This is a genomic window from Altererythrobacter litoralis, from assembly GCF_036324225.1.
Classification (GTDB): Bacteria; Pseudomonadota; Alphaproteobacteria; order Sphingomonadales; family Sphingomonadaceae; genus Erythrobacter; species Erythrobacter litoralis_A.
In genome coordinates this window covers 134,632-154,354 of the sequence record NZ_JAZDQV010000003.1, presented here as the reverse complement: position 1 = coordinate 154,354, position 19,723 = coordinate 134,632, and the positions used below count along the sequence as shown (strand labels likewise).

At 62.9% G+C, this 19,723-nt stretch carries 21 protein-coding genes and 1 pseudogene; 10 read left to right on the top strand and 12 right to left on the bottom strand.

Translation table 11 applies throughout. The annotated features are described in order from the left end of the window. The first annotated feature begins 20 nt into the window (after positions 1-20). Together gcvPA and gcvPB are read left to right on the top strand one after the other, a co-directional pair. Positions 21-1,382, top strand: coding sequence for an aminomethyl-transferring glycine dehydrogenase subunit GcvPA (gene gcvPA, locus VRS74_RS04460; RefSeq protein ID WP_354144037.1), 1,362 nt, complete (start codon positions 21-23; stop codon positions 1,380-1,382). Continuing rightward, entirely contained in the window at positions 1,379-2,956 is a 1,578-nt protein-coding gene (gcvPB, locus tag VRS74_RS04455) for an aminomethyl-transferring glycine dehydrogenase subunit GcvPB (protein ID WP_354144036.1), read from the top strand. The genes gcvPA and gcvPB overlap by 4 nt, the downstream gene beginning before the upstream one ends. Positions 2,957-2,971: 15 nt before the next feature. Here gcvPB and VRS74_RS04450 read toward each other — a convergent pair whose 3' ends face one another. After that, positions 2,972-4,273, bottom strand: coding sequence for a lipopolysaccharide biosynthesis protein (locus VRS74_RS04450; RefSeq protein WP_354144035.1), 1,302 nt, complete (start codon positions 4,271-4,273; stop codon positions 2,972-2,974). Positions 4,274-4,289: 16 nt separating this feature from the next. Continuing rightward, the gene (locus VRS74_RS04445) at positions 4,290-5,084 is read right to left on the bottom strand and encodes an NTP transferase domain-containing protein (protein ID WP_354144034.1); all 795 of its coding nucleotides are present in this window, start codon (positions 5,082-5,084) and stop codon (positions 4,290-4,292) included. A 76-nt stretch (positions 5,085-5,160) separates the two neighbouring features. On the opposite strand from VRS74_RS04445, the gene VRS74_RS04440 reads away from it, so the two are divergent. Then, a complete protein-coding gene (locus VRS74_RS04440; protein ID WP_354144033.1) occupies positions 5,161-5,886 on the top strand; it encodes an Nmad3 family putative nucleotide modification protein in 726 nt (241 codons plus the stop codon). Here the strand turns inward: VRS74_RS04440 and mmsB are convergent. The 8 genes and pseudogenes from mmsB to VRS74_RS04400 all read right to left on the bottom strand — a co-directional run bounded on the left by mmsB (position 5,873) and on the right by VRS74_RS04400 (position 10,796). After that, positions 5,873-6,739 (bottom strand): 3-hydroxyisobutyrate dehydrogenase, encoded by an 867-nt coding sequence (gene mmsB / locus VRS74_RS04435; RefSeq protein WP_354144032.1) that lies wholly within the window; start codon positions 6,737-6,739, stop codon positions 5,873-5,875. The two genes, VRS74_RS04440 and mmsB, sit on opposite strands and share 14 nt — an antisense overlap. Then, on the bottom strand, positions 6,739-7,086 hold the full coding sequence (locus VRS74_RS04430) for a hypothetical protein (protein WP_354144031.1): 348 nt from the start codon (positions 7,084-7,086) through the stop codon (positions 6,739-6,741). The genes mmsB and VRS74_RS04430 overlap by 1 nt, the downstream gene beginning before the upstream one ends. Before the next feature lies 1 nt (position 7,087). Beyond that, the gene (locus VRS74_RS04425; protein WP_354144030.1) at positions 7,088-7,882 is read right to left on the bottom strand and encodes an enoyl-CoA hydratase-related protein; all 795 of its coding nucleotides are present in this window, start codon (positions 7,880-7,882) and stop codon (positions 7,088-7,090) included. Further along, a complete protein-coding gene (locus tag VRS74_RS04420; RefSeq protein ID WP_354144029.1) occupies positions 7,879-8,937 on the bottom strand; it encodes an enoyl-CoA hydratase/isomerase family protein in 1,059 nt (352 codons plus the stop codon). The genes VRS74_RS04425 and VRS74_RS04420 overlap by 4 nt, the downstream gene beginning before the upstream one ends. Beyond that, positions 8,934-10,079 carry an acyl-CoA dehydrogenase family protein gene (locus VRS74_RS04415; RefSeq protein ID WP_354144028.1) on the bottom strand — a complete coding sequence of 382 codons (1,146 nt, stop codon included), beginning with the start codon at positions 10,077-10,079 and terminating at the stop codon, positions 8,934-8,936. The genes VRS74_RS04420 and VRS74_RS04415 overlap by 4 nt, the downstream gene beginning before the upstream one ends. Then, positions 10,076-10,258: pseudogene (locus VRS74_RS04410) on the bottom strand (Rid family hydrolase); the annotation flags it as partial. The gene VRS74_RS04415 and the pseudogene VRS74_RS04410, both read right to left, overlap by 4 nt. Before the next feature lie 15 nt (positions 10,259-10,273). After that, a complete protein-coding gene (locus VRS74_RS04405) occupies positions 10,274-10,483 on the bottom strand; it encodes a RidA family protein (protein ID WP_354144027.1) in 210 nt (69 codons plus the stop codon). A 142-nt stretch (positions 10,484-10,625) separates the two neighbouring features. After that, complete coding sequence (locus VRS74_RS04400; protein WP_354144026.1) at positions 10,626-10,796, bottom strand: hypothetical protein; 171 nt, start codon at positions 10,794-10,796, stop codon at positions 10,626-10,628. 105 nt (positions 10,797-10,901) lie between these two features. On the opposite strand from VRS74_RS04400, the gene VRS74_RS04395 reads away from it, so the two are divergent. The 3 genes from VRS74_RS04395 to VRS74_RS04385 all read left to right on the top strand — a co-directional run bounded on the left by VRS74_RS04395 (position 10,902) and on the right by VRS74_RS04385 (position 12,635). After that, on the top strand, positions 10,902-11,156 hold the full coding sequence (locus VRS74_RS04395; protein WP_354144025.1) for a hypothetical protein: 255 nt from the start codon (positions 10,902-10,904) through the stop codon (positions 11,154-11,156). Between the two features lie 184 nt (positions 11,157-11,340). Then, a complete protein-coding gene (locus tag VRS74_RS04390) occupies positions 11,341-11,514 on the top strand; it encodes a hypothetical protein (protein ID WP_354144024.1) in 174 nt (57 codons plus the stop codon). Between the two features lie 317 nt (positions 11,515-11,831). Then, positions 11,832-12,635, top strand: a complete 804-nt coding sequence (locus VRS74_RS04385; protein WP_354144023.1) for a FadR/GntR family transcriptional regulator — start codon at positions 11,832-11,834, stop codon at positions 12,633-12,635. A 25-nt stretch (positions 12,636-12,660) separates the two neighbouring features. On the opposite strand, the gene VRS74_RS04380 is transcribed toward VRS74_RS04385, so the two are convergent. Beyond that, on the bottom strand, positions 12,661-12,870 hold the full coding sequence (locus VRS74_RS04380) for a hypothetical protein (RefSeq protein WP_354144022.1): 210 nt from the start codon (positions 12,868-12,870) through the stop codon (positions 12,661-12,663). 219 nt (positions 12,871-13,089) lie between these two features. On the opposite strand from VRS74_RS04380, the gene VRS74_RS04375 reads away from it, so the two are divergent. The 4 genes from VRS74_RS04375 (at position 13,090) to VRS74_RS04360 (ending at position 16,833) form a co-directional block, all read left to right on the top strand. Then, positions 13,090-14,232, top strand: coding sequence for an acyl-CoA dehydrogenase family protein (locus VRS74_RS04375; RefSeq protein WP_354144021.1), 1,143 nt, complete (start codon positions 13,090-13,092; stop codon positions 14,230-14,232). 15 nt (positions 14,233-14,247) lie between these two features. Continuing rightward, positions 14,248-14,994, top strand: coding sequence for an SDR family NAD(P)-dependent oxidoreductase (locus tag VRS74_RS04370; protein WP_354144020.1), 747 nt, complete (start codon positions 14,248-14,250; stop codon positions 14,992-14,994). Between the two features lie 16 nt (positions 14,995-15,010). Further along, a complete protein-coding gene (locus VRS74_RS04365; RefSeq protein WP_354144019.1) occupies positions 15,011-16,030 on the top strand; it encodes an aldo/keto reductase in 1,020 nt (339 codons plus the stop codon). A 107-nt stretch (positions 16,031-16,137) separates the two neighbouring features. After that, a complete protein-coding gene (locus VRS74_RS04360; RefSeq protein WP_354144018.1) occupies positions 16,138-16,833 on the top strand; it encodes a response regulator transcription factor in 696 nt (231 codons plus the stop codon). A gap of 98 nt (positions 16,834-16,931) precedes the next feature. On the opposite strand, the gene VRS74_RS04355 is transcribed toward VRS74_RS04360, so the two are convergent. Beyond that, positions 16,932-19,616, bottom strand: coding sequence for a TonB-dependent receptor domain-containing protein (locus VRS74_RS04355; RefSeq protein ID WP_354144017.1), 2,685 nt, complete (start codon positions 19,614-19,616; stop codon positions 16,932-16,934). Positions 19,617-19,723 lie beyond the last annotated feature (107 nt).

Genomic DNA, 19,723 nt, shown 5'->3' with positions numbered 1-19,723 from the left:
CCAACAGGGAATTCGAACCGATGCGCTACCTGCCCCTGACCGATACCGACCGCGGCGAAATGCTTGGCCGGATCGGCGTTTCATCGATCGACGAGCTGTTCGTTGATGTGCCTGCCGAGGCTCGCCTCGACGGCCCGATTGCCGGCTTGCCCATGCATATGAGCGAGATGGCGGTCGAACGGCACATGCGGGCGCTGTCGAACAAGAATTTGTCGGCGGGGGATGCGCCCTTCTTCATCGGGGCAGGGGCTTATCGCCATCATATCCCGGCGAGCGTCGACCACATCATCCAGCGCGGCGAATTCCTCACTTCCTACACGCCCTACCAGCCCGAAATCGCGCAGGGCACGCTGCAGATGCTGTTCGAATTCCAGACGCAGGTCGCGCGGCTCTATGGCTGCGCGGTCGCCAATGCCTCGCTTTACGATGGCTCGACCGCGTGTTGGGAAGCGGTGGCGATGGCGGCGCGCATCACCCGGCGCAAGAAGGCGGTGCTCTCAGGCGCGCTGCACCCGCATTACGCCGAAGTTGTCCGGACCATGGCGAAGTTCACCGGCGACGAGATTGCCGATGCCGAACCTGCGATCCAGCCCACTCCCGACAATGACGGCCTGATCGCGCGGATCGACGAGAACACCAGCTGCGTGGTGGTACAATATCCCGACATTCTCGGTCGCATCGCCGATCTTTCCGAGATCGCCGAAGCTGCGCACGCCAATGGCGCGCTGCTGGTGGTGGTCAATACCGAGCCGGTGGCACTGGGCGCGATCAAGTCGCCCGGCGAGCTCGGCGCGGATATCGTGGTGGGCGAAGGCCAATCGATCGGTGTGGGGCTGCAGTTCGGCGGGCCCTACCTCGGCCTGTTCGCGGTGCGCGATCCCAAGCATGTGCGCCAGATGCCGGGGCGGCTCTGCGGCGAGACGGTGGATGCCGAGGGCAAGCGCGGCTTCGTGCTGACGCTTTCGACCCGCGAACAGCATATTCGGCGCGAGAAGGCGACGAGCAACATCTGCACCAATTCCGGGCTGTGCGCGCTGGCGTTCAACGTCCACATGACCCTGCTTGGCGAGAAGGGCTTGCGGCAGCTCGCGGCGGAAAACCACCGGCTGGCCTGCCTCGCGGCCGACCGGTTGGCGCAAGTGCCGGGTGTGCGCGTGCTCAACCAGAGCTTCTTCAACGAATTCACTCTGATGGTCGGGCAGGATGCGCGCGCCGCAGTCCACCGGCTGGCGGAGAAGGGCGTGCTCGGCGGCGTGTCGCTGGGGCGGCTCTATCCGGGCGTCGACCGCCTCGCTGAAGGCCTGCTGGTGGCGGTGACCGAAACCACCACTGAAGGGGATATCGAGGCGCTTGCCTCCGCACTCGAGGAGGTGCTGGCATGAGCGCGCCTAACGCATCGGGCTGGAAGCCCGAAATGACCGTCGCTTCGCAAGACGGCCTTCACAGCGGCCCTGTCACGGCAACCGGCAACCGTGCGCTGATGCTCGAGGAGCCGCTGCTGTTCGAGATCGGCCGAGCCGACGTGACCGGGGTCGACCTGCCCGAGCCGGCGGCGGGCGCGCCCAACCGCCTCGGCGGGCTCGACCGCGCGGAACCGATCGGCCTTCTTGGCCTGACCGAACCGGAGACGGTGCGCCATTACACGCGCCTCAGCCGCCAGAACTATGCCATCGACCTGGGCCTGTTCCCGCTCGGCAGCTGTACGATGAAGCACAACCCGCGGCTTAATGAAAAGGTCGCGCGGATGCCCGGCTTCGCCGATGTCCACCCGCTGCAGCCGCAGGAAACGGTGCGCGGCGCCTATGAAGTGATCAACGAGTTGGCCGAATGGCTGATCAGGCTCACCGGCATGCACGGCGTCGCGATGAGCCCGAAGGCGGGCGCCCATGGCGAGCTGTGCGGGATCCTCTGCATCCGCGCTGCGCTCGAAGCACGCGGCGATGCGCGCGAAGTGATCCTCGTGCCCGAGAGCGCGCACGGCACCAACCCTGCAACTGCTGCCTTTGCCGGCTACCGCGTGGAAGATATTCCCGCGACTGCGGAGGGACGCGTCGATCTCGAAGCGCTAAAGGCGCGGCTCGGCCCGGATGTGGCTGCGGTGATGATTACCAATCCCAACACTTGCGGGCTGTTCGAAAGCGAGATGAAGGAAATCTCGGACGCGGTCCATGCAGCGGGCGGTTTCGTCTATTGCGACGGGGCAAACTTCAACGCCATCGTCGGCAAGGTTCGCCCCGGCGACCTCGGCGTCGACGCCATGCACATCAACCTCCACAAGACCTTTTCGACCCCGCATGGCGGGGGCGGGCCGGGCTCGGGCCCGGTCGTGTTGTCCGAAGCGCTCAGCCCGTTCGGCCCGCTGCCCTTCACCGCGCGCACCGCCGATGGCGTGGTGCACCTCGTGGAAGAGGAAGGTGCGGAGAAGTTCGGACACACGCAGGCTTTCGGCCGGATGGCGGCGTTCCACGGGCAGATGGGCATGTTCACCCGGGCGTTGACCTATATCCTCAGCCACGGGGCCGATGGGCTCAAGCAGGTTGCGGAAGATGCGGTCCTCAACGCCAACTATATCCTGCGCAGCCTTGAGGACCTGCTCGACGCGCCTTTTGGCGCCAGCGGCCCCTGCATGCACGAGGCGCTTTTCTCGGACGCCGGCTTCGGTGGTGACCTCTCGACGCTCGATCTCGCCAAGTCGCTGATCGACGAAGGCTTCCACCCGATGACGATGTATTTCCCGCTGGTGGTGCATGGCGCGATGCTGGTCGAACCGACCGAGACCGAGAGCAAGGCCTCGCTCGACCAGTTCATCGGGGCGTTCCGCAGCGTGGCTGAGCGCGCGAAGGCGGGAGACGAGCGCATGAAGCAGGCACCCTATTACGCGCCGCGCCGCCGCCTTGACGAAACGCTGGCTGCGCGCAAGCCCAAGCTGGCGTGGAGCGACGACGCAGAAGGCTGAGATTGATGGCCGGCGTCAGTCGCGCTGCTGCGTGGGCGCCGGCCGGTCTTCCTTGGGTGGCTGCGGATCGATCGGCTCGACCATGATGCGGATCTGCTGCAAATTGAGCATGGCCACATAGAAGCCGATCACCGCCAGCGAACTTGAGCCGAGCACTGCGAAGGCGGCGCCTTTTGCCCCGTTCCAGTCGATCGCCGCATCGAGCAGGACCAGCGCGAGGATGGTCGGTACTGCCCGCACGATGAAGGCGGTATGCGCCTTGCCAGCGGAAACGAGCAGCGATTCCAAGCTTGCGCCGACCAGTTCGACGGCACCTGCAATGGCTAGGATCACCATCGCCCAATAGAAACCCTCGAATTCGGGCCCGGCCACGAAATTCAGCCCCCAACGGCCCGCGAACAGCGCCACCAGCACAGCCATGACGCCGCCGATCAGCGCGATATTGGCCATGCGGCGTGCCATCGCCAGCGCTTCGTCGCGCGCATGGACGAGTTCGGGATAGATCGCCTTGGACACGGTCTGCGCCAGCTGCACCAGCGCCTGGCCCAGCTGGCTCGCGACGCGGAAGCCGCCGGCCAGCGCTTCGCCCCCCAGCGAGCCGACCATCAGGATCATCACCTGCTTGCCCGCGACATTGAGGCTGCCCGACAGATTGGTCGACCACACGAAACGCCAGGCATCCGGATGCGCGCGCGGGATTCGGCGCAGGCTGATCCGCGACAGGTCGATCCGGTCGGTCCTACCTGCGACGAACCACAGCGCCAGCGCCACCGCGACTTCGGCTGCGGCCCAGGCGATGATGAAGCCGGCGACGGTCGGCATGAACAGCCAGGCGAGCACGGCACCTGCGGCCCTGATTGCAGGCTGCACCGCTTCGGCGGCGGTCGAAGTGCCATATTTGAAATGCAGGCGCAGCAGGCCGGTGGGGGTGCTGCGGATCGCCAGTACCGACACCAGGCAATAGCCAAAGGCCAGCCACAGCAGGTCCTGTGGCAATGGAAGCCACAGTGGTGCTGTCGATACAAGTATGGCCGCCACGATCGTGCCCATGATCACCGAGAGCATGTCGAGCGCGATGGCGAAGCCGGTGGCATCGGCCAGGCCATTGCCATTCGCGCCCCAACGCACCACGAATTGCCAGGTCTGGAAATTGGCGAGGCCGGTAACCGCCTGGCCCAGCGCCACGATCAGCGCGAAATAGCCAAAACCTTCGAGGCCCAGTGTCCGCGTGGCGAGCGCCAGGTACAGCAGGCTCATCACGGCATTGAAGCCGCGCCCCCCGAGCAGCCAGCCGATGTTCTGGAGCAGGCGTTTCATGGCGCGACGGCGGAGCTCAACCCGCTGCGGCCTCGCGCTTGGCCAGCAGGCGCTCGGTCACTGCAAAGGTACGCTCGTTGTCGACGTCGATTGCGAATTCGCCGTTCGACATCTCGATCGGCACCAGCTTGAAGCCGAACCGGCGCGAAACCTGTTCGAACAGCTTCTCCTTGCTGCCCCAGCCGAAATAGAAGCGGATCAGATTGATCACGCCAAAGGCTTGCGCGATGCGCTTCGGGAATTTCACGAATTGCCCACCGCTGCGCATGATTTCAGCCGCTTTCAGCGCTTCCTCGCTACCCATCCAGAACATGTTGCAGTTGGAAAATGCGCCATCCTTGAACTCGTAAAAGCGCTTCTGGCCTTCGGGATCGACCGCGTGGATCTGCTCCTTGCGGGCCAGCGCGGCTGCCGCCCCGGCTTCCGCCGCCAGCGCTTTTTCGATGAATTCGGCATAGCCTTCGGGCGTCACCAGGCAATTGTCGGCGGTGGTGATCAGCAGCGGAAAAATCGCGCCTTCGGCACCCGAGAATACGCTGTCGACTATGTTGAACTTGCCGTCGCGAAACTGCAGTCGCCCGCTCGCGAGCAGCGGCGCAACGCTCGGCAGCCGGGCGATTTCGTCGTGGTCATGCGCGACGATGTGGATCGCACCCACCCGGTCGCAGGCCGCTACGGCTTTCACCACATGTTCGATCATGGGAATGCCGCCCACCGGCACGACGCATTTCTGGGATACTCCGGCGCGCTGGGCGAGCGGGTCGTGGATACCGGAACGCTTGCCGGCCATGATCAGGGCAGTGACTTTCATTACGGCGCGATCCCTAGCCCTTGGTGCATTTTGCGCAAGCCTTGTCATGCGATCCCACAGCGGGCAGTGCAAGCCCATGCGCATTATCTTCAGCCGCAAGGGTTTCGACAGCGCGGCCGGCGGCGGGCCTTCGCCGATCGTCGGTGAACGCCCGCTGAGCTTGCCGATCCCTGCAGGCGCTGCCTCGCGCACCAGTTATGGCGAGCTGGGGTTGGGCGAGCATGCCGCCCGGGCGAGCCGGGGCAGGCTGGGTGCAGACGATTTGTGCCATCACGATCCGATGTTCCTTGGCGACGAGACCTGCCTGTTCGGGCAATGCGGCGCGGCGCAGACCCATCTCGAGCGGCAGGGGGTGCGCGAAGGCGATGTGTTCCTGTTTTTCGGCCTGTTCCGCGAGGGGGAGCGCGGCGATCCGCACCACCGGATATTCGGCTATCTCCAAGTGGAGGAAATGATTCCCCTGGCCGGAGGTGCGCCGCGCGAGCTGGTCGAGCTGGGCCACCCGCATGCGCTTGGGATGCATCACAAGAATGACGTGATCTATCGCGGGCCGGGTCGGGTTGCGGCGCGAGCTTCGGACAATTTGCGGCTGACCGTGCCCGGAGGGCCGGTGACCTTGTGGCAGCGCCCGGATTGGCTAAAGCGCGGCGGGTTGAGCTATCACGACCGCGCCGATCGCTGGCTGCGGGGCGGCAAGCTCAGGAGCGTGGCGCGCGGGCAGGAATTCGTCGCCGACATCGGGCAGCGGCAGGCCCCGCGCGACTGGCTTGCGCGGGTTCTCGATGAGATCAGAGCGTCTTGATGATCGCCGAGAAGTCGAGACCGCCGTTCTCTGCGGAGAAAGCCTCGTAAAGCTCTTGCGCGTGCTTGCCGAGCGGGGTGGACGCACCCGAACTCGCAGCAGCTTCCATCGCCAGCTTGAGGTCCTTCAGCATCAATGCTGTCGCAAAACCTCCCTGGTAGTTGTTGTCGGCTGGCGTGGTCGGCCCGACGCCGGGGACGGGGCAATATGAGGTCATCGACCAGTTCTGGCCCGAGCTGACGGACGAGATGTCATAGAAGGTCTGCGGGTCGAGCCCCAGCTTCTGCGCCATGGCAAATGCCTCGCACGTGCCGATCATGTGGATGCCAAGCAGCATGTTGTTGCAGATCTTGGCGGCCTGGCCATTGCCCGCGGCACCGGCATGGATCACCGCCTTGCCCATCGCCTGGAGTATCGATTCGGAACGCTTGAAGGCGCTGTCGGTCCCGCCGACCATGAAGGTCAGCGTACCGGCATTGGCGGCGGCGATCCCGCCTGAAACCGGCGCATCGACCATGTCGTATCCTGCGGCTTTCGCCAGCGAAATGACTTCGCGCGCGGTGGCGACATCGATCGTCGAACAGTCGAGCAGCACCGCGCCTGCGGGCGCCTTGCCGATCACGTCATTGGTATAGACCGCCTTCACGATCGCCCCGTTGGGCAGCATGGTGACGACCGCGTCCACGCCGTCGCAGGCTTCCGCCGCGCTGGCGAAAATTGCGCAGCCATGCTCCCGCGCCGCAGCCACCGCCGCTTCGCTCAAGTCGAACGCCCGCACTTCATGACCCGCTTTCACGAGGTTCGCGGCCATCCCGCCGCCCATATTGCCGAGGCCGATAAATGCGATTTTCATTACTGGCGATCCATGCGATTGTCGCCGAGCAGTATGGCGGCTGTGTCGCCCTCATGCTTCCAGGCGAGATAGGTTAGATAGGGCAGCAGGAAGCCCGCTCCGCCCAAGAAGGCGATCAGCGCCAGGATCAGGCCCGGCGTGGAAAAACCGTTGCGCCATTCGGTCCAGCTGGCTGACAGGAACAGCATCATCATGAAGTCGAGATTGAACTGTCCGGGCCAGGTCCATTCGGCCATGTCGCCGAATAAATAGGGGAACAGGTTGAACCCGTGATCCGCGATGACATGGCCGGTGTAGAAGGCAAGTATGCCCCATAGGACCATCAGCAAAAGGTAGAACGGCTTCATTTCAGCGTCCTTTCCAGTTTCCTTCGCGCTTCTCGATGAAGGCGGCCATGCCTTCCTGTTTGTCTTCGCTAGCGGTGAGGATCTGGAAGATGCGGCGCTCGACGATCAGCCCCTGGTCAAGGCTGGTTTCGAAAGCTTCGTTGACCATTTCCTTGTTCGCGATCGCGGCCATCGGCGGCATCGAAGCAATCGTCGCGGCGGTCTTGAGAGCCTCCGCGACCAGTTCCTCATGCGGCACGACGCGCGCGACGAGATTGGCGCGCTCGGCCTCTTCGGCGCCCATCATCCGGCCTGTCAGGCACATTTCCATCGACTTGGACTTGCCGATCGCGCGGGTCAGCCGCTGCGAACCGCCCATGCCCGGCGCGACGCCCAACTTGATCTCGGGCTGGCCGAACTTCGCTTTCTCCGACGCGATGATGAAGTCCGCCATCATGGCGAGCTCGCATCCACCGCCCAGCGCGAAGCCGTTGACCGCAGCGATCCACGGCTTGCGGGTCTTCTTCACGATCTCGCTGGTCCAGGGCGCAAAGAAATCATCCAGGTAGAAATCCGCAGCGGGCTTGTCGGACATTTCCTTGATGTCGGCGCCTGCTGCGAAGGCCTTGTCGCCCGATCCGGTCAGCACGGCGCACAGCTGGCTGCCGTCAGCCTGGTAGGCCGCGAAGGCTTCGATCAGTTCGGCGAGCACCTGCGAGTTCAATGCGTTTAGCGCCTGCGGCCGGTTGAGCGTGATCAGCGTCACGCCCTTGGTGCCCTGCGCATCGGTTTCGACGGTGATGGTTTCAAAGCTCATAGCGGTTTCCATTCCTCATCGGCGGGCAGCGGAGCGAAAATGCTGTCGATCAGCTCGTCACTCACCTCCTCCGGGGTCACCGGGTCCCACTTGGGGTCATTGGTCTTGTCGATGATCACTGCGCGCACGCCCTCGGCAAAGTCGGGCCGGGTCAGCACGCGGCTGGCGATCCGGTATTCCATCCGCATGTTGTCGGCGAAATCGGTGAGCCTGGCGCTTTCAGCCAGCTGGCGCAGCGCAACCTTGCAGGTCTGCGGGCTCTTGGTCGACAGCGTAGCGAGTTCCTTCGCGGCCCATTCGCTGCTGTCGGTCTCGAGGCTGTCAAGGATGTCCTCATAGCTGTCGGAAGCGAAATGCTTGCGGATCGCCGCAGCATTGCCTTCGATCCGCGCTTCGGGCGAATGCACCGAAAGCGCCGAAAGCACGCCACCCGGCTCATGCCCATGTACAATGCGTTCCTTCGCCTCGGCCAGCGCCTCATGCGGCAGATAGTGGGTGGCCAGTCCCGCCCAGAGGCATTCGGCGCCATCGAGCCGGGCCCCTGTGAGCGCGAGGAACTGCCCAAGCCGCCCCTGCAGGCGCGATAGATGCCAGCCGCCGCCGACATCGGGGAAAAGGCCGATCCCCGTCTCGGGCATGGCGAAACGGGTGTTCTCGGTCGCAACACGGAACTTGGCGGGCTGGCTGATGCCCACCCCGCCGCCCATCGTGATCCCGTCCATGAAGGCGATCACCGGCTTGGGATAGGTCATCAGCAGATGGTTGAGCTGGTATTCCTCGTAGAAGAACCGCCGGCCGGACACACCGCCATCGTTGAGCGCCGAATTGCGCAGGAAAGCAATGTCACCCCCGGCGCAGAAACCGCGGCCTTCCGAATGGTCGATGATCACAGCCTCGACTGCCGGATCGTCCTTCCACGCCAGCAGCGCCTCGGTCATGGCGTGATCCATCGGCTGGGTCAGGGCATGGAGCGCCTTGGGCCGGTTAAGCGTGAGAAAACCCGCCGCACCGTCGCGGCGGATAATCATCTGCTCGGTTGCCGAATCGATCGTCATTGCCGCAGCAAGTCCCTTCCCACAATCATGCGCATAACCTGGTTGGTGCCTTCGAGGATCGAATGCACGCGCAAATCGCGCCAGAAGCGCTCAATCGGGTAATCCCTGAGATAGCCGTAGCCGCCGAACAGCTGCAGCGCATTGTTGGCGACATTCGATCCGCTGTCGCTCGCCAGCCGCTTGGCCATGGCGGAGAAGCGAGACTTGTCGGGCGCGTTTGCAGTGACCTTGCACGCGGCCATATAGAGCAGCGCGCGCGCCGCCTCGAGCTCGGTCGCCATGTCTGCCAGCATGAACTGGGTGTTCTGGAACTCGGCGATCGGCGTTCCGAACTGCTGGCGTTCCTTGGTGTATTTGATCGCTTCATCGAGGCAGCGTTGCGCCCCGCCGAGCGAACAGGCGCCGATGTTGATCCGCCCGCCGTCGAGCCCCGCCATGGCGAAGCGGAAACCTTCGCCTTCGGCGCCGACGCGGTTGGCCACGGGCACACGCGCATCCTCGAAGATAACCTGAGCGGTGGGGCTGGCGTTCCAGCCCAGCTTCTTCTCGGGCGCGCCGAAGGACACGCCGGGAGTATCCTTGTCGATCACGAGGCAGGTGATGCCCTTCGACTTGTGATCTCCGGTGCGCACCATGGTGACATAGACGTCGTTCACCCCGCCGCCCGAGATGAACTGCTTCGTCCCGTTGAGCACATAGTGGTCGCCGTCGAGGCGCGCCGTGGTTTTGAGCGCCGCCGCGTCAGAGCCCGAGCCGGGTTCGGTCAGGCAATAGCTCGCGATCTTTTCCATGGTGACGAGGTCGGGCAGGTACTTCGCCTTCACCTCCGCGCCGCCAAATGTGTCGATCATCCAGGCGGCCATGTTGTGGATCGAGACGAAAGCGCTCGTCGCCGGGCAGCCATAGGCCATCGCTTCCATGATCAGCGCAGCTTCGAGACGGCCAAGCCCAATCCCGCCCGATTCCTCGGACACGTAGATCGCGCCAAAGCCGAGCTCGGCGCTCTGTTTGATGACGTCGCGCGGGAAGTGGTGCTTCTCGTCCCACTCGGCAGCGAAGGGGGTGATGTTGTCCGCAGTAAACCGCTGGGCCATCTCCTGGATGGCGAGCTGGTCTTCGGATAGCTCGAATTGGTTGGTCATGTGGTCCTAATAACGGCTTCGGCTTCGATTTCCACAATCCATTCCGGCCTGCAAAGCGCCGCGACGCCGACCATGGTGGCGGCTGGCCGAGCCACTCCGAAATAGCGCGCATGGACTGCGCCGATCGCGTCCTGCTGGTCGATGTCGGTGAGGAACATGCGGGCGCGAACGACGTCTTTGGCGCTGCCGCCGAGCTACTCGATCGCGCGGACGATCAATTCGCAGCAGCGCGCAGCCTGCTCGCTCGCGCCGCCGGGCGTGGTCGTGCCGTCCGCTTCGATCGGCCCGGTGCCGGCAACGAGGATGCGATTGCCTTCGCGCACTGCCCGCGAAAAGCCGAACAGATCCTCAAAGGGCGATCCCGACGAAGCTCGCTGCCGTGCATCCGCTGGTGCCTGGCTCATCCAGTTTCCTCCCTTCGCGCATCCGGCGGCGTTTGCGGCTGGTGTAGAACGGGGACCGCGATAAGGCGTTACGGCGCAGTACGCCAGCCGTGCAGAGCGGTTTCTTTGAGGTGCCATATTCGGGTGTATCGGATTCGCCTTATCAGTGTGCTTCATTTGGCTGGTCTGCGCCTTTCAAGGGTGAGATTGGCCGTGCGTCGCGATCCTCGAGCCGCAACTCGACCGCCTCCTCTCTCGCAGCGGCGCGAATGGTGCCATCGCACAGACTGCAGTTGCCCACATCCATGACCTCTTTCGATCCGATGTAATCCAAGCGCTGCGCGATCCTTGGAAGTACCCCTAATGGCAAATTGCATTGGTTGCCCGGTCGTAGCTATCCCGAAAATCCTTGCTCTGCGGCCGTTTTGGAGAGCCTTAGATGAATGTTTCTGTGCAGGCGGTTGATGCCGCTTCTTCTCCGGCGAAGTACATAAAGACACAGGGCCTCTCCGATGTCTTCAAGATGCCACAGCCGTCGGGCCAATCGGCGATTAGGGGCCGGATCAAGGTGTTGATTGTCAATGCCTTTGCCAAGCGAAATCCGAAAGCCAAGAACGAGTTGCTTCGATCAGACATCCGGCGCTTGGTATGGCCGGGCTATGCGACCAGGAGCATTGCCAAAATCCGAGAATAGGGCGCCGGCAAAGGAAGGCGTCGGTTACATGATGCACAATACCGCAATATTGGCTGCAGCAGCGATCGGCTTCATGGTCGCTTCGCCCGCACAACTACAATCCGAGCAAGGTGATTAATTCGACCTGTGCGACTACAGGCTTTTCTGGTCCGACGAGTTCGATGACCTCAGCGTTGGGAACTGGTTGCTCAACGGCAAGCGCTGGATCGCACACACACCCTGGGCGGGGGACTTTGGTGATGCGCAATTCATCGATCCCGGTCCGGATGGGCCTTTCAGCATCGAAGACGGCAAGCTTGTCATCACCGCCCGACGCAACCAGCAGGGGTTTGATGACCTATCTGCTTTGTTCGATTGAATTCGGGCTTTGTCGGAAAGGGTGGTTCAAACTTGAAGAGGCCACTCGATTGTAGCCTAGGTAAAGGCAGGCGTTTCCAATGTTTCCCGATGAAAGCTCCCGTTCCTATGCGCTCTATCAGGAGGCGAAGAGCGTCTTACCGGGAGGAAACACCCGCACGACAGTCTTCCTGAAACCCTACCCGATCTATGCGGCGCGCGGTGAAGGTTCACGTGTGGGAACATTTTGGCTCCCACCTCGCCCAGATGACAAGCCCTGCTTAGATCGCTAACTAGGTAAGACAAGGACAGTCGCGGCGCGGGGACGACATAGGCATCATGGCACGGGCGGATGATACGGGGCGGGGTGCAGGCACGCGAGCGGCCATGCCCGATCTCGGCCAGTCGGAAGCCTTGCGTGTGCCCAAGACCGCCGAACTGGTTGCCGACCGCATTCGCAAACGCATCATCTCGGGAGAACTGGCGGAGGGAGCTTCGCTGCCGCCCGAAGGCCAGCTGATGGAGCAGTTCGGAATCTCGCGCCCCACATTGCGCGAGGCCTTCCGGATTCTCGAAGCCGAAAGGCTGATCTCGGTCTCGCGCGGGTCGCGCAGCGGCGCGCGGGTGAGCCAGCCGCAAGTTAGCGGCGTTTCGCGCTATGCCAGCTTCGTCCTTCAAGCCAATGAGGTGACCGTCCCGGACATTTTCGAAGCGCGCCTGGCGATCGAGCTCTTCGCAGTCCGAGGTCTTTCTCGCCGCGGAGGCAAGGTAGCGGTCAAGCCGCTGCGCATCGAAGTCGATCGGCTCGAAACGCTCGACCGGGCGGGTGACACTCGCGGTTTCATTGCGGCGCTGACCGAATTTCACGAGCATCTGGTCGAGCAGGGCGGCAACCGCACGCTGCATTTCATGATCCAGATGCTGCACGAACTCATGGATGAAGTGAAATTGCGGCTGATCCGGCGCGATGCCGAGGGAAGGGTGGCCGAAAGCACCACTGCACTCAAGAGCCTGCGCAAGCTGCTCGACCTGATCGAAGCGGGCGATGGAGAGGCGGCGGCGAAGCATTGGCGCCTTCACCTGATCAACGCCAACAAGAGCTGGGCCTATGACGGAAGCCTGCGCGATATATTGGCGGATTGAAACGCCAGCCTATGCGGTGCCGGGCTCAGTTTCCGAACAGCATTTGGAGCAGCCTGCGCCGCTTTGGACGCGACTGGCCGGTTATTTCATAGAGATAGTTGGCCAGCAGCACAGCCTGGTTGCGATCGAGCAGAACGGCACGCTCGCGCAGTTCCTTGTCGCTCTCTTCTGTCCGGTGCATCGTCTGCAGGCGGAGCACCATGCGCGGGCCAAGATCATTGACCTTCCAACCCACCAGCGCGCCGGTATCGAGTGTCTATCATACGTCCCCCAGTGCTTGCGACCCTGGCGTGGATGAACAGGATACCTCCGATGGCCGCGCGCGCCAAGCTGGCGCACGGCTGTCACATTCGCCAAGTCCATTGTTCCGGCTGTGCTGGCATGGCACTGATTCGAAACCGTGCGCCAGACATGGAATCGCGACCCCCAACTGAGCCAAGGAAAGCTGCAAACCATGCTCGATACCAGCTATCGCACCGCCTATAACGAAGACCACGAAGCGTTCCGCGACACGGTTCGCAAAGTATTCGCCCAGCACCTTACTCCCTATCTCGACGAGCATGAGGCGAATGGCATCGTCCCGCGCGAGACATGGAAAGCGATGGGCGAGGCGGGGCTGCTGTGCCCGACGGTAAAGCCTGAGAATGGCGGGCTGGGGCTCGATTTCGGCTTCAACTGCGTGCTGTGCGAAGAGCTGTCCTATCTCGGCTCCTCAGCCGGCTTCACGCTGCAGAACGACATTACCGCCAATTATTTCGAACGGCTCGGCACCGAGGAACAGCGCCAGAAGTACCTGCCGGGGATGGTTTCGGGCGACATCATCACTGCGATCGCCATGACCGAGCCGGGCGCGGGCAGCGACTTGCAGGGCATCCGCACGACTGCGGTCGAAGACGGCAACCACCTGGTCGTCAACGGTTCCAAAACCTACATCACCAATGGCCAGAACGCCGACTGCGTGATCGTGGTCGCCAAGACCGATCCGAGCCAGGGTGCCAAGGGCACCACGCTGGTGCTGGTCGACGCGGACACGCCGGGCTTCGAGCGCGGCCGCAACCTCGACAAGATCGGCCAGCATTCGGCCGACACGTCCGAACTGTTCTTCAACGACTGCCGCGTGCCCAAGACCAATATCCTTGGCGGCGAAGGCCGCGGCTTCATCCATCTGATGGAAGAGCTGCCGCAGGAACGGCTCGGCATCGCCGTGGGCGCGCAGGCGGCGGCGCAGCGCGCCTTTGACGAAGCGGTTAAGTTCACCAAGGACCGCAAGGCCTTCGGCAAGACCGTGTTCGAATTCCAGAACACAAAATTCACGCTGGCCGATCTCAAGGCCAAGATCCAGGTCGGCTGGGCGCATCTCGATTGGGCGATCCGCAAGCACCTCGCTGGCGAGCTCACCACCGATGAAGCGAGCGCAGCCAAGCTGTGGCACACCGACTTGCAGTGGGAAGCCTGCGATACGGCGCTGCAGCTGCATGGCGGCGCAGGCTATATGAACGAATATGCCATCGCCCGGCTATGGCGCGATGCGCGCGTCACGCGCATCTTCGGCGGCACCAATGAGATCATGAAGGAAGTGATCAGCCGCTCGATCTAACGGAGAGTTTGCCCTATGTCCCTACAGCCCGATCCGCTCGATTTCACCGGCAAGCGCGCGCTCATCGTGGGCGGGTCGAGCGGGATCGGCAATGGCATAGCGCATGGCTTCCGCGAGCGCGGCGCCGAAGTGCATGTGACTGGCACAAGGCATGACGAAGGCGACTATCTCGAGTCCGAGGATAGCGACTTCACCGGCCTCGCCTATCATCAGCTCGACGTGACCGATCGCAATGCTGCCGACGGACTGGCGGCAGAGCTGGGCGCCATCGACGTGCTGGTGCTGTGCCAGGGCGCGGTTCGATATGGCCGCAAGGAGTTCGAGCGCGAAGGCTGGGACGCGGTGATCGAGGTCAATCTCCATTCGGTGATGGACTGCGCGCGGGCCTTCCATCCGGGCCTCACCGAACGGCATGGCTCGATCATCATCGTCAGCTCGACCGGGGCCTTCCATGCGATGATTGGCAATCCTGCCTATGGCGCGAGCAAGGCCGCTGCGGTCAGCCTGGTCGGCTCGCTGGCGCAGGCCTGGGCCGCCGAGGGAATCAGGGTCAACGGGATTGCCCCCGGCTTTGTCCCGACCAAGATGACCAAGGTCACGACCGAGAGCGAAAAGCGCCGCGAGGGGGTGATCGCGCGGGTCCCCTTGGGCCGGATGGGGTCGCCTGACGACATGGCGGGCGCAGCGCTTTACCTCGCTTCGCCGCTCGCGAGCTACGTGACGGGGCAGACGCTGATCGTGGACGGCGGGCTGTCCTTGTGACGAAGGGAGCGATGCGATGAAATTCACCCGTCTCGGCAAATCGGGCCTGATGGTCTCGCGGCTGTGCCTTGGCTGCATGAGCTATGGCGATACCACCAAGGGCTGGCATGGCGACTGGCTGCTCGACGAAGAGCAGAGCCGTCCATTCTTCCGCAAGGCGCTCGAATCCGGCATCAATTTCTTCGATACTGCCAATATCTATGCTGGTGGAACGTCGGAGGAAATCACCGGAAAGCTGCTGAACGAGATGGCCCGGCGCGACGAGATCGTGGTCGCCACCAAGGCTTATTTCCCTTGGCGCAGCGCGCCCAATGCCGGCGGGCTGTCGCGCAAAAGCCTGATGCATGCCATCGACGACAGCCTGCGGCGGCTCGGCATGGATTATGTCGACCTGTTCCAGATCCACCGGTGGGACCACGAGGTGCCGGTCGAAGAAGTGATGGAAGCGCTGCACGACATCGTGAAGGCGGGCAAGGCGCGCTATATCGGCGCGTCGTCCATGTATGCCTGGCAATTCGCCAAGGCGCAGGCGACCGCCCGCGCCAATGGCTGGACGCGCTTCGTGTCGATGCAGAACCAGCTCAACCTTATCTACCGCGAGGAAGAGCGCGAAATGCTGCCCTTGTGCGAGGACGAAGGCGTGGGAGTGATCCCATGGAGCCCGCTCGCACGTGGGCGGCTGGCGCGCGCTGCCGAGGAAGAGACGGTCCGCAGCAAGACCGACGGAGTCGGCAAGGCGCTCTACAAGGAAGGCGAGGCCGCCGATCGCGCGGTGATCGATGCCGTCGGCAAGATCGCCGAGGCGCGCGGAGCCACGCGAGCCAGCGTCGCTCTCGCCTGGCACTTCACCAAGCCTGCCGTGACGGCACCGATCATCGGCGCGACGAAGCAGCACCATATCGACGCAGCTGTGTCCGCGCTCGAGATCGAGCTGACGGCTGACGAGATTGCCGCGCTCGAAGCGCCCTACCGGCCCAAATGGCCCACTGACATGGGCCTGGCATTGCCTACGATGGACCAGGTCAGCCTGCTCTGAAGCAGGGAAAAAACTGAGACTGCAAAAAACCGCGCGATCGGGTGTGCCCAAGTCACGAACCCGTCACACGGCTGAGTCATTCCACCTGCAGCAACAGGTGGATGATTGTGGGCGTCATCAATATCTTCCTTACAGATGAGCTGGGCGAAACGCTTGACGATTTCGTCCATGACGAACTGTGCTTCACATTTGACCGGATCGGGCCTGAGGGGCCGCGCCGCCTGATCGAAGGGCAAGTCTGGGCCTTCATCGACTGGGTAACCGACGATATGGCCGGGCTCGAGATGTGCCGCCGCCTGCGTGCCGATCCGCGGACTGCCGAAGCGCATATCACCATCGTGCTGGAAGCGGATGACGTCGAGGACCGGCGCCGGGCGCTGCGGGCAGGGGCAGACGACTACATGGTCGGCCCGCTCGATCGGATCGGCGTGCTCGACCGTGTTCTTGCGCTCCAGTCGCAGCGCCTCGCTTCGGCCGCTCCGGTGACCGAGCTGCGGCGCTTGCCGACGATCGAAGTCGGTCCGCTGGTGATCGATACGATTGCCTATCAGGCGCGTTGGGCGGGGCATCCGATTGAGCTTAGCCCCAACGAGTTTCGCCTGCTGCGTTTCCTTGCCGAGAACCCCGACCGGGTCATGAGCCGACGCGACCTGATCGAAGGCCTGGGCAAGCGCGAGCCCGAGATTGACGAACGCACGGTCGATGTCTGGATCGGGCGTTTGCGCCGCGCGATCAAAGCGGCAGGCGGCGGCGACCCGATCCGCACTGTACGGGCGCTCGGATACGTCTTCGACAGCTATTGAGAGCACCGGCCCGGCTCTGACTGCCTTTCGAGTGTACATAGGAAAAGGCCGCCCCGCATCGCGGAGCGGCCTTCGCTATCCGACCCGGGGAGGACAGGTCAGAATTCAGCCGAAATCCCGAACGAAAAGCTGGTACCCAAATCGTAGCTGTTGATCTCGATGCGGTTGGCGTCGTTCTTGAGGTACTCGAAATTGCCTCTGCCAAAGATGTTGCGCGCTTCGAACTTCAGCTCGAGCGGTTGCTTGAACAGTTTGACTTCCTGACGTGCGACGAAGTCCAGAGTCAGGCCGGGATCTTCTACGATGTCGGGCAGGCCCGCGGTGCCGCGCCTTGTGACCCGCTTGCTCGCATAGTTCAGCAGGAAGGTGAACTGCTGCAGCTTGTCCTGGTCTTCGATCCCCAACTGCAGGTTGACCAGGTGATCCGACTGGCCCGTCAGCGGGTCGCCGTCGTTGAAGAACAATGCGGCATCGGTTTCGATGGGGCCAACGCCCGCAGTAAAGATCCGCGTGGTGTCGCCAGCGGTCACCTTGAGCTCGGACTGAGTGTAGGTGTAGTTGGCGACGAAGATAAGCTGCTTGGTTTCGAGCCAGCCGGTGGCACCCCAGTCAAACAGCGGCTTGGTCCACTGAAAGTCTGCTTCGGCACCAAACAGTTGGGCCTTTGGCGCATTCGCAAAGCGGGTGGTGAAGCTGGTATCAGCGCCGATCGAAACATAGGGTTCGATCGGGTTGTCGATTTCCTTGTAGAAGCCGGTCAGCGAAACGCGATTGCCGCGTCCGAAGTAATATTCGGCGCGCGCTTCCGCATTGAACAGTTCCGAGTCCTGCAAGGCTGGATTGCCGATGTACTGACGCTGGTTTTCGGGGTCGGTATAGGGCTGGAAAATCAGCTCGCGGAACTGGGGTCGCGCGATAGTTTTCGAAGCGCTTGCCCGGATCTGCAGCGAGTCCGTGACTTCCCAGGTGAGCGTGGCGCCCGGCAGGAAGTAATCATTGTCGATCTGCGTCGTGGCCAGCGAAACGAAGGGATTGTCGAACCGCTGGACTGTCGCGACGGACTGGCTCGCATCTTCATAGCGGACGCCGATATCGAGGCTGACGCCGACGATCGGCGAAAGATTGACCTTGGCATAGGCCGCCTGAATCTCGAGATCGGCCTGGAACGCCGGGTCCGTCTGGGTCGGTTCGCTCAGCCCGATGCCATAGAAGTCGATGATTGCGTCACCCAGCAAGAGATCGGGGCGGAGTGCACCAACGGCCGGCTCAAGCGAGCCCCCGTCGATGAGGAACTGGCGCCGTTCCGACAGGCGGCTGGTGTCCGTATAGGCATAGCCGACGGTCGCGCTCAGCCATTCAGCCAGCGGATAGCTGAGATCGATGCCGCCGTAATACAGATCCTCGGTCAGGTCGGAGAAGGCAACCGATGCGCTCCCGCGTTGGCGGTCGAGCACGTTGATGTAGATGTCGCCCGTATCCTCATTCTCCTGGTTGGTCCGGACATAGACGAACTCATATTCGAACGGGGCCTGGCGCTGCGTCTGTGCGTAGCCGCCCCGCAGGTCTACCGAAAGGTCAGCAAACTTGAGCTCGGCAACCATCTGGGTGTCGAACAATTGCCTTTCATACCACCCCGTATTCTGAGCGATCGTGCTGTCGCCATCGAGCAGCAATTCGCTGAAGCCCAGCCCCGATTGCTTGATCGTGTCGCGGATGAAGAGGTTGGTCCAGCGCAGCTTGTGCTCGCCCAGTTCAAGCCCGAAGCCGAGCATGGCGTTTGCAAGCATTCGATTGTCGGTCACGAAATTGCGGGAATCGCGGTCAAGTTCGAGATCGGCATTCAGGGGGTTCTGTGAAGTGACGACCTTGGTCCGCAGCTTGTTGCTGAGCGATGCGGTCCCGATGATGCCGAGCCGTCCGTCTGAACCGATGTCAAACGCGGTCCCTGCAGTTATCCCGCCCGAGAAATTCGGACGCGTGCTGCCGACTTCCTGAAGCAGGATGAGGTTGGGATTGCCCAACTGCTTGACGATGGCCTGCTGGTCGACTTCGGGATCGTTGATCCGCAACCCGCTGTCGAAGAACGCCTGAAGGGTGGGCGGGACGTCGCGCGTACCATCGTCGAAGCCCGACCAGTCATAGTCCGACCCGTAATAGTCGAGGCCGTTGCTGAAGGTGGTTTCGGTATCGCCGCTCATCCCCAGGCTGATCTTCACGAAGCCTTCGTCAGGAACGGCACGCGTGGTCAGGTTGATGACGCCGCCGCCGAATTCGCCGGGGAAGTTGGCGGAGTATGTCTTCTGCACCAGCGAGGAGGCGATGACATTGGTGGGGAAGATATCGAGTGGAACCACTCTGCTCAGCGGCTCCGGCGAAGGCAGGGGCAAGCCGTTGAGCAGCGCAAGGGAATAGCGATCGCCAAGGCCGCGCACGAAAACGAAGCCGTTGCCGACGACCGAAAGGCCGGTAACGCGGCCAAGCGCGCCGGCAATGTCGCCTTCACCGGTCCGCGCGATTTCCTCGCTGGAAAGTACCGAGACAACCTGGGTCGAACTGCGCGTCACATCGCGGAAGCGCCGCCCGGTCACGATGATCCCGCCTCCGGGCACAGAGATGTCCGGCTCTGCGACCTCGTCCTCGACGGGTGGCTGGGCCGATTGGTCACCTGCAGGTTCCTGCTCGCTCGGCACGGGCGGTGATTGGTCCTGGGCATAGGCCTGCACCGGAAATGTCAGTGCGGTTGTGAGCAGGAGCAGCCCCGCCAACTGCTTGCCAGTTTTCATTCTTTGAGACCCTTTCAGTTAGGTCTGTTGAATTCCGAATTCAGGGCGCCGGCCCTGCATGCGTTAAAGGGGAGGCGGCCACGCGGATGCATGGCCACCTCCCCCTT

What these genes read in the sequence shown, in the direction of transcription:
- gcvPA (WP_354144037.1), top strand. Translation starts at nt 21, where the DNA reads ATGCGCTACCTGCCCCTGACCGATACCGACCGCGGCGAAATGCTTGGC.
- gcvPB (WP_354144036.1), top strand. Translation starts at nt 1,379, where the DNA reads ATGAGCGCGCCTAACGCATCGGGCTGGAAGCCCGAAATGACCGTCGCT.
- VRS74_RS04450 (WP_354144035.1), bottom strand. Translation starts at nt 4,273, where the DNA reads ATGAAACGCCTGCTCCAGAACATCGGCTGGCTGCTCGGGGGGCGCGGC.
- VRS74_RS04445 (WP_354144034.1), bottom strand. Translation starts at nt 5,084, where the DNA reads ATGAAAGTCACTGCCCTGATCATGGCCGGCAAGCGTTCCGGTATCCAC.
- VRS74_RS04440 (WP_354144033.1), top strand. Translation starts at nt 5,161, where the DNA reads ATGCGCATTATCTTCAGCCGCAAGGGTTTCGACAGCGCGGCCGGCGGC.
- mmsB (WP_354144032.1), bottom strand. Translation starts at nt 6,739, where the DNA reads ATGAAAATCGCATTTATCGGCCTCGGCAATATGGGCGGCGGGATGGCC.
- VRS74_RS04430 (WP_354144031.1), bottom strand. Translation starts at nt 7,086, where the DNA reads ATGAAGCCGTTCTACCTTTTGCTGATGGTCCTATGGGGCATACTTGCC.
- VRS74_RS04425 (WP_354144030.1), bottom strand. Translation starts at nt 7,882, where the DNA reads ATGAGCTTTGAAACCATCACCGTCGAAACCGATGCGCAGGGCACCAAG.
- VRS74_RS04420 (WP_354144029.1), bottom strand. Translation starts at nt 8,937, where the DNA reads ATGACGATCGATTCGGCAACCGAGCAGATGATTATCCGCCGCGACGGT.
- VRS74_RS04415 (WP_354144028.1), bottom strand. Translation starts at nt 10,079, where the DNA reads ATGACCAACCAATTCGAGCTATCCGAAGACCAGCTCGCCATCCAGGAG.
- VRS74_RS04405 (WP_354144027.1), bottom strand. Translation starts at nt 10,483, where the DNA reads ATGAGCCAGGCACCAGCGGATGCACGGCAGCGAGCTTCGTCGGGATCG.
- VRS74_RS04395 (WP_354144025.1), top strand. Translation starts at nt 10,902, where the DNA reads ATGAATGTTTCTGTGCAGGCGGTTGATGCCGCTTCTTCTCCGGCGAAG.
- VRS74_RS04385 (WP_354144023.1), top strand. Translation starts at nt 11,832, where the DNA reads ATGGCACGGGCGGATGATACGGGGCGGGGTGCAGGCACGCGAGCGGCC.
- VRS74_RS04375 (WP_354144021.1), top strand. Translation starts at nt 13,090, where the DNA reads ATGCTCGATACCAGCTATCGCACCGCCTATAACGAAGACCACGAAGCG.
- VRS74_RS04370 (WP_354144020.1), top strand. Translation starts at nt 14,248, where the DNA reads ATGTCCCTACAGCCCGATCCGCTCGATTTCACCGGCAAGCGCGCGCTC.
- VRS74_RS04365 (WP_354144019.1), top strand. Translation starts at nt 15,011, where the DNA reads ATGAAATTCACCCGTCTCGGCAAATCGGGCCTGATGGTCTCGCGGCTG.
- VRS74_RS04355 (WP_354144017.1), bottom strand. Translation starts at nt 19,616, where the DNA reads ATGAAAACTGGCAAGCAGTTGGCGGGGCTGCTCCTGCTCACAACCGCA.